Annotated in this window: 3 protein-coding genes; 2 read left to right on the forward strand and 1 reads right to left on the reverse strand. The window is 41.8% G+C overall.

What is annotated here, in order from left to right; translation table 11 throughout:
* The first annotated feature begins 56 nt into the window (after positions 1-56).
* Positions 57-584, forward strand: coding sequence for a topology modulation protein (locus tag LD39_RS15810; protein ID WP_035549483.1), 528 nt, complete (start codon positions 57-59; stop codon positions 582-584).
* A gap of 121 nt (positions 585-705) precedes the next feature.
* On the opposite strand, the gene LD39_RS15815 is transcribed toward LD39_RS15810, so the two are convergent.
* Entirely contained in the window at positions 706-2292 is a 1587-nt protein-coding gene (locus LD39_RS15815; RefSeq protein ID WP_156112672.1) for a sodium:solute symporter family protein, read from the reverse strand.
* A gap of 1238 nt (positions 2293-3530) precedes the next feature.
* On the opposite strand from LD39_RS15815, the gene LD39_RS15825 reads away from it, so the two are divergent.
* A partial coding sequence (locus LD39_RS15825; protein ID WP_035549492.1) for an ABC transporter ATP-binding protein/permease occupies positions 3531-4738 on the forward strand: 1208 nt, incomplete at its 3' end.

Raw genomic sequence — 4738 nt, forward strand, 5'->3', positions numbered from 1 at the left:
TGGCGGGCGTCTATTTGAGGGCTTTACTTTGGGGAAAAAGTAAAGGGGGAGTTTTTATGAAACGAATCATGGTTATGGGAGTGTCTGCAGGTGCCGGGAAGTCTACTTTTGCGAGGAGGTTGGGAGAGAAGCTTGGAATCAATGTTTATCATCTGGACCGATTTTTTTGGGAACCCGGGTGGAAACAGGCGAGTTTGGAAGATTTCAAGCGGAGGCAGCAAGATGTGACCGTTCAGGACGAGTGGATCTTAGAAGGCAACTACAGTATTACATACGATTTACGTACTCAGCGTGCAGATACGATTGTTTATTTGGAAGCTCCTCTAATGGTTTGTTTGTACCGGGTAGTTAAACGGTGGTTCCTGAATCGTGGAAAGACGAGAGTTGATATGGGAGAAGACTGTACAGAAAAGTTGGATTTCGAATTTATTAAATTCATAGTTACGACTTATCATTCTCGTAAGAAGAAAATGAGGATTCGCTTTCAAGAGTTTCAGATGCTTGACCCTGAAAACCGGGTCATAGTTTTGAAAGATCGTAAGACTATCAAATCCTTTTTAAATCATCTGCCTAACAATAAATAAAAAGCATCCCGAAAATTGATATAAATCGGGATGCTTCGTTTTTATTTCCCAGGAAATGATAAGGTCTTACAATTTATCTTGCGAGATTCGTTAACACCGAAAACCAGTGACAACCGATGCCCTACGCAGCGTCTTTTCCTTCTTGCTCGTCCGGCATTTGAAGCGGGCGAGGTTTGCATTTCTTATTTGTGAGTTCAGAAACTACAAAAATCATAACGAATGCAGCGATACAGGCGAGCGTACGGAATGGGAACAAGACGATACCATCTGCATTGATCATTGGGTAAGGCAGAAATGCTGGTAATCCTAATGCTGGTTCTCCTCCTCCGATTCTTAAGAAGAGAGCGGTGACAAATCCAGCGATCGAACCATAAAGATTCGCTTTCTTATAAAATAACGCCATTGTTAGCTGCGGAAATAGAATCGTATAGACAAGATCTGATGCTAAGTACCACAAGGTGTACACGCTTTTTACGTTTAGTGCTATGATCATAGCACCGACTCCGACGATGATGATCGTGCGCTTGATTACTTTTTTCAGTTTATCCTGACTCGCTTTTGGATTGATTAATGGTCGATACACGTTCCATGAAGCCATGGAAGATGCTGATAAAATAGATGAGTCCATTGATGACATGACAGCGGCTGCCAGAGCCCCTAATCCGATAGCTGAGACAATTTCTGGTGTTAGATATCTCAGTACGTGCGGTAAAATCACAGATGGATTTTCAGGGGTAGGCAGTCCCATGCTAGCCCAATCAATGTTGAATCCGACGATTCCGATAAGAACGGCAGGTACCGCTGCGATGATGCAGATGATACCGGCAGTAATTGAAAGCCACATGGCTGTTTTTTCATTTTTAGCAGAGAGTACGCGTTGGAAGTACACCTGCCACGCAATTCCTCCGAAGATCAATAGTAAAGCATAATCGATCCAATTCCAGAACCAATTTCCCCATTCAGGGTCCTGCCATCCATTTAACGGTGGAAAAAGGTTGGCGTATGAACCCAGCTCTACTGAATAATTGTCCCATGCTGAATCGAGACCCCCGACATGACCAAGAGCAAAGGGCACTACAACAATCAGACCAATAAGTAGAATTGCCATTTGGAAAACGTCTGTGTAGGCTACGGCCCACATACCTCCCGCGACAGTGTAAGCAATCGCTATGATACCGGATAATATAATTGAAGTCGTAAAATCGATATTCAAAATCGTACCAAACGTCGTCCCTAAGGCTGTTAAAATTGCAGCACTCCAAAACATTTCCCCTAATAGAGCAGGGATGTAAAGGACACCGGCCATTTTCTTACCGAATCGCTGTTCAAGCGGATCAATAATTGTCATGAATTCATAACGGCGCATTTTTCTGGCGTAGAAAATACCGCCAATAATCAAGCTCAATGCATATCCCCACGGGGCTTGAGCCCAAACAAGGCCGTCACTATAGGTGAATTCCGCAGTTCCGTTAACATATCCTCCTCCTACCCACGTTGCGGCCATTGTGAACATTGCGATTCCAAGAGGCAAGCTGCGTTTAGCAACCATCATATCTGAGAGGGAACTGGATTTGTTGGTAGCGAGGAATGCTCCGATGTAATAGACGAGGGCGTAGAATGCAATCATGGCAATGAATCCACCCCACTGGATGCTTTCATTAGTTATGGCTATATAGACAACGAATATGGTTAACAGAGCACCAATCATTAAAACAGGTGCATTCTTTTTCCAGAATGGTTTTTGCTTTTCCACTGACATCACTCCTGACGTTATTTTCTGAATAAATTCTACAAAATAAAAGCAGCGTACGTTTAACCTAAATAACTTAAAGGCCGTTATTCATAGAGAGGTGTTTATGCTATTTTTTCTTTTATTGGCAGCAGATTGAATATCTCTCCGCTCTCAATAGAGGATACGGGCTTTTGCAGCCATTGGTAATAGGGGATGGAAGCGTCCATTAGATTGTAAACTTCAAAGTGCTTCCGTCCTCAGTTCTTCTGAAATTCCTTCAGAATCAAACAGCTCTCCATTTTATCCTTGGGCTTGTTTAATCGCATCCATTTCTCTGTGAAGAAGTCTTTCTCTACTACAAATGTATGTCTGTGTGATCCTTTTTGAATTGTCTGTTCCTTTTTGAATTGTCTGTTGTAGTTTTACAGCTTTTTGTCGCCCCTGTACTCATGCCGAGTTTTACCTGCAATTCATTTGCACTGAGCGTGACTCCATGTAGATCCATTGTTTCTGCTATGGAATCAATAACGAGGTTTCTCGATGGACTTTTTTGCACGGTCGTTCTCATGAATGGTCATTCAAAACCTCCTTGCGAAGTTTAAATAATTAAATATGTTAAATTTTTTCTTAACAAGTTTATCTTAACGAATAATTAAAGGTTGTCAAAATCCAAAAAAAATTTAAATGCCCTAAAGAACTTATATCCCTAAGGGTAAACGCGAATTTAATTTTCTTACAGTTTTGACAAACCTTAAAGAGCTTGATATCGTATAAAGCTTTAGAAACGTTAACTTTTTTCTTAACAAATTTAACAAATCTTATTGAAAGAGAGAGAAGCGTGGGAAATAACGAAAATGGTGATCAATGGGGAGTGCGAAGCCGCCGTCCCTAAATACCGGCGACATTACAGTCGGAGAAAGAAGAGGAAGCTAAGCTTGCCCTAGGTGGAATCGCCCTGAAGATGCTGATTTCCAAGGTTGTTTCAAAGACAGTATAAAACGATAGATAAAAGCCTCTTGGAAATTCGAGTGGCTTTTTTTAATGCTTGATTGATGGAGGTAGAGTATGCTAGTTACTAGATAAGGGAAAAATGAAACAGAATTGTCATAAATGACGAAGCTTTTTCTTTAGAAATAGACCGGCCAATCTATTATAATTATTATATGTGAAATCATTCACAAATAACCCTTTTAAGTTAGGAGTTAACCATAAATATGAAGCATCTCAGCAAATTAGCCTTTGCGCACAGAAAAGTAGTTTTGCTATTGGTTGTGACATCCTTATTTATAGGGGCGTCAATCATAGGTCAAGCTTACTTTTTTGTGGCAGTTGTGGACCGGGTTTTTCTTAAAGGGCAGTCTTTTCAATCCATTATTCCACTTCTCGTCGGGTTGATCCTTGTACTGGCTGGACGTTCATTTTTCACCTGGGCCAATGGCCGCCTTGGAGTAAGGATGGCGGCACGTGCGAAAAGCTATTTTAGAAATGCGGTCATTCAAAAGTTTTCAAGAAACCCGCTTCAAGTCTCGCTTTCAGGACAATCGGGAAGGAAAGTCAGTGTTCTCATGGATGCCGTTGATGAGGTGGATGGATATTTCAGCAGCTATATTCCTCAAATGATTCAAACAGCCATCATCCCGTTCATGATTTTGATCGTTGTCTTTACGCAGCATTTATACTCAGGTCTAATTATGGTGATTACAGCGCCTTTTATTCCCTTCTTTATGGCACTTATCGGGATCATGACAAAGAAGAAATCCGAAGAGCAAATGGAGAAGCTGTCTGCTTTTTCAGGTACATTTTTAGATACGCTTCAAGGACTGACGACTTTAAAATTATTCGGTCGGTCAAAAAGGCAAAAAGATGAAATTGAAAAGAGCAGTCTTGGTTTTAGAGATGCGACGATGGGTGTGCTTAAAGTAGCCTTTGTTTCTTCGCTCATGCTGGAGTTCATTTCGATGTTAAGTATCGGATTAATTGCGCTAGAAATTGCAATCAGACTTGTGGTGTATGAGAGTATCGCCTTTTTCCCGGCATTCTTCATTTTGGTATTGGCTCCCGAATTCTACCTTACTTTGAAGGATTTCGGTAGTGCATTCCATACAGGACGTGGAAGTACAGGGGCAGCCAATCAGCTGATGGAAGAACTGGATAAAGAAGAGAAAGGTGTGACTTGGGGGGAGAAAAAGCTGGATGTATACGCTTTGCCGCCTCGACTTGAACTTCAAAACGTCTCGTTTCGTTACGATGGCGGTTTTGCTCTTCAAGGCATTCAGGCTGAGATACCGCCTCAGTCTCAAACGGCCATCGTTGGTCGGAGCGGAGCCGGTAAGTCAACCCTGCTTAATGTGATTGCAGGTCTTATTCAACCGAACGAAGGGGAAATCCAGCTGAATCATCACGCTTTATCATCCTATTCAGA

Origin of the sequence: Halobacillus sp. BBL2006 (assembly GCF_000786645.1) — a bacterium.
In the GTDB taxonomy this organism is placed as follows: Bacteria; Bacillota; Bacilli; order Bacillales; family Halobacillaceae; genus Halobacillus.

Bases quoted from the DNA above. Each gene is read 5' to 3' on its own strand.
- LD39_RS15810 (WP_035549483.1), top strand. From the start codon at position 57: ATGAAACGAATCATGGTTATGGGAGTGTCTGCAGGTGCCGGGAAGTCT.
- LD39_RS15815 (WP_156112672.1), bottom strand. From the start codon at position 2,292: ATGATTGGTGCTCTGTTAACCATATTCGTTGTCTATATAGCCATAACT.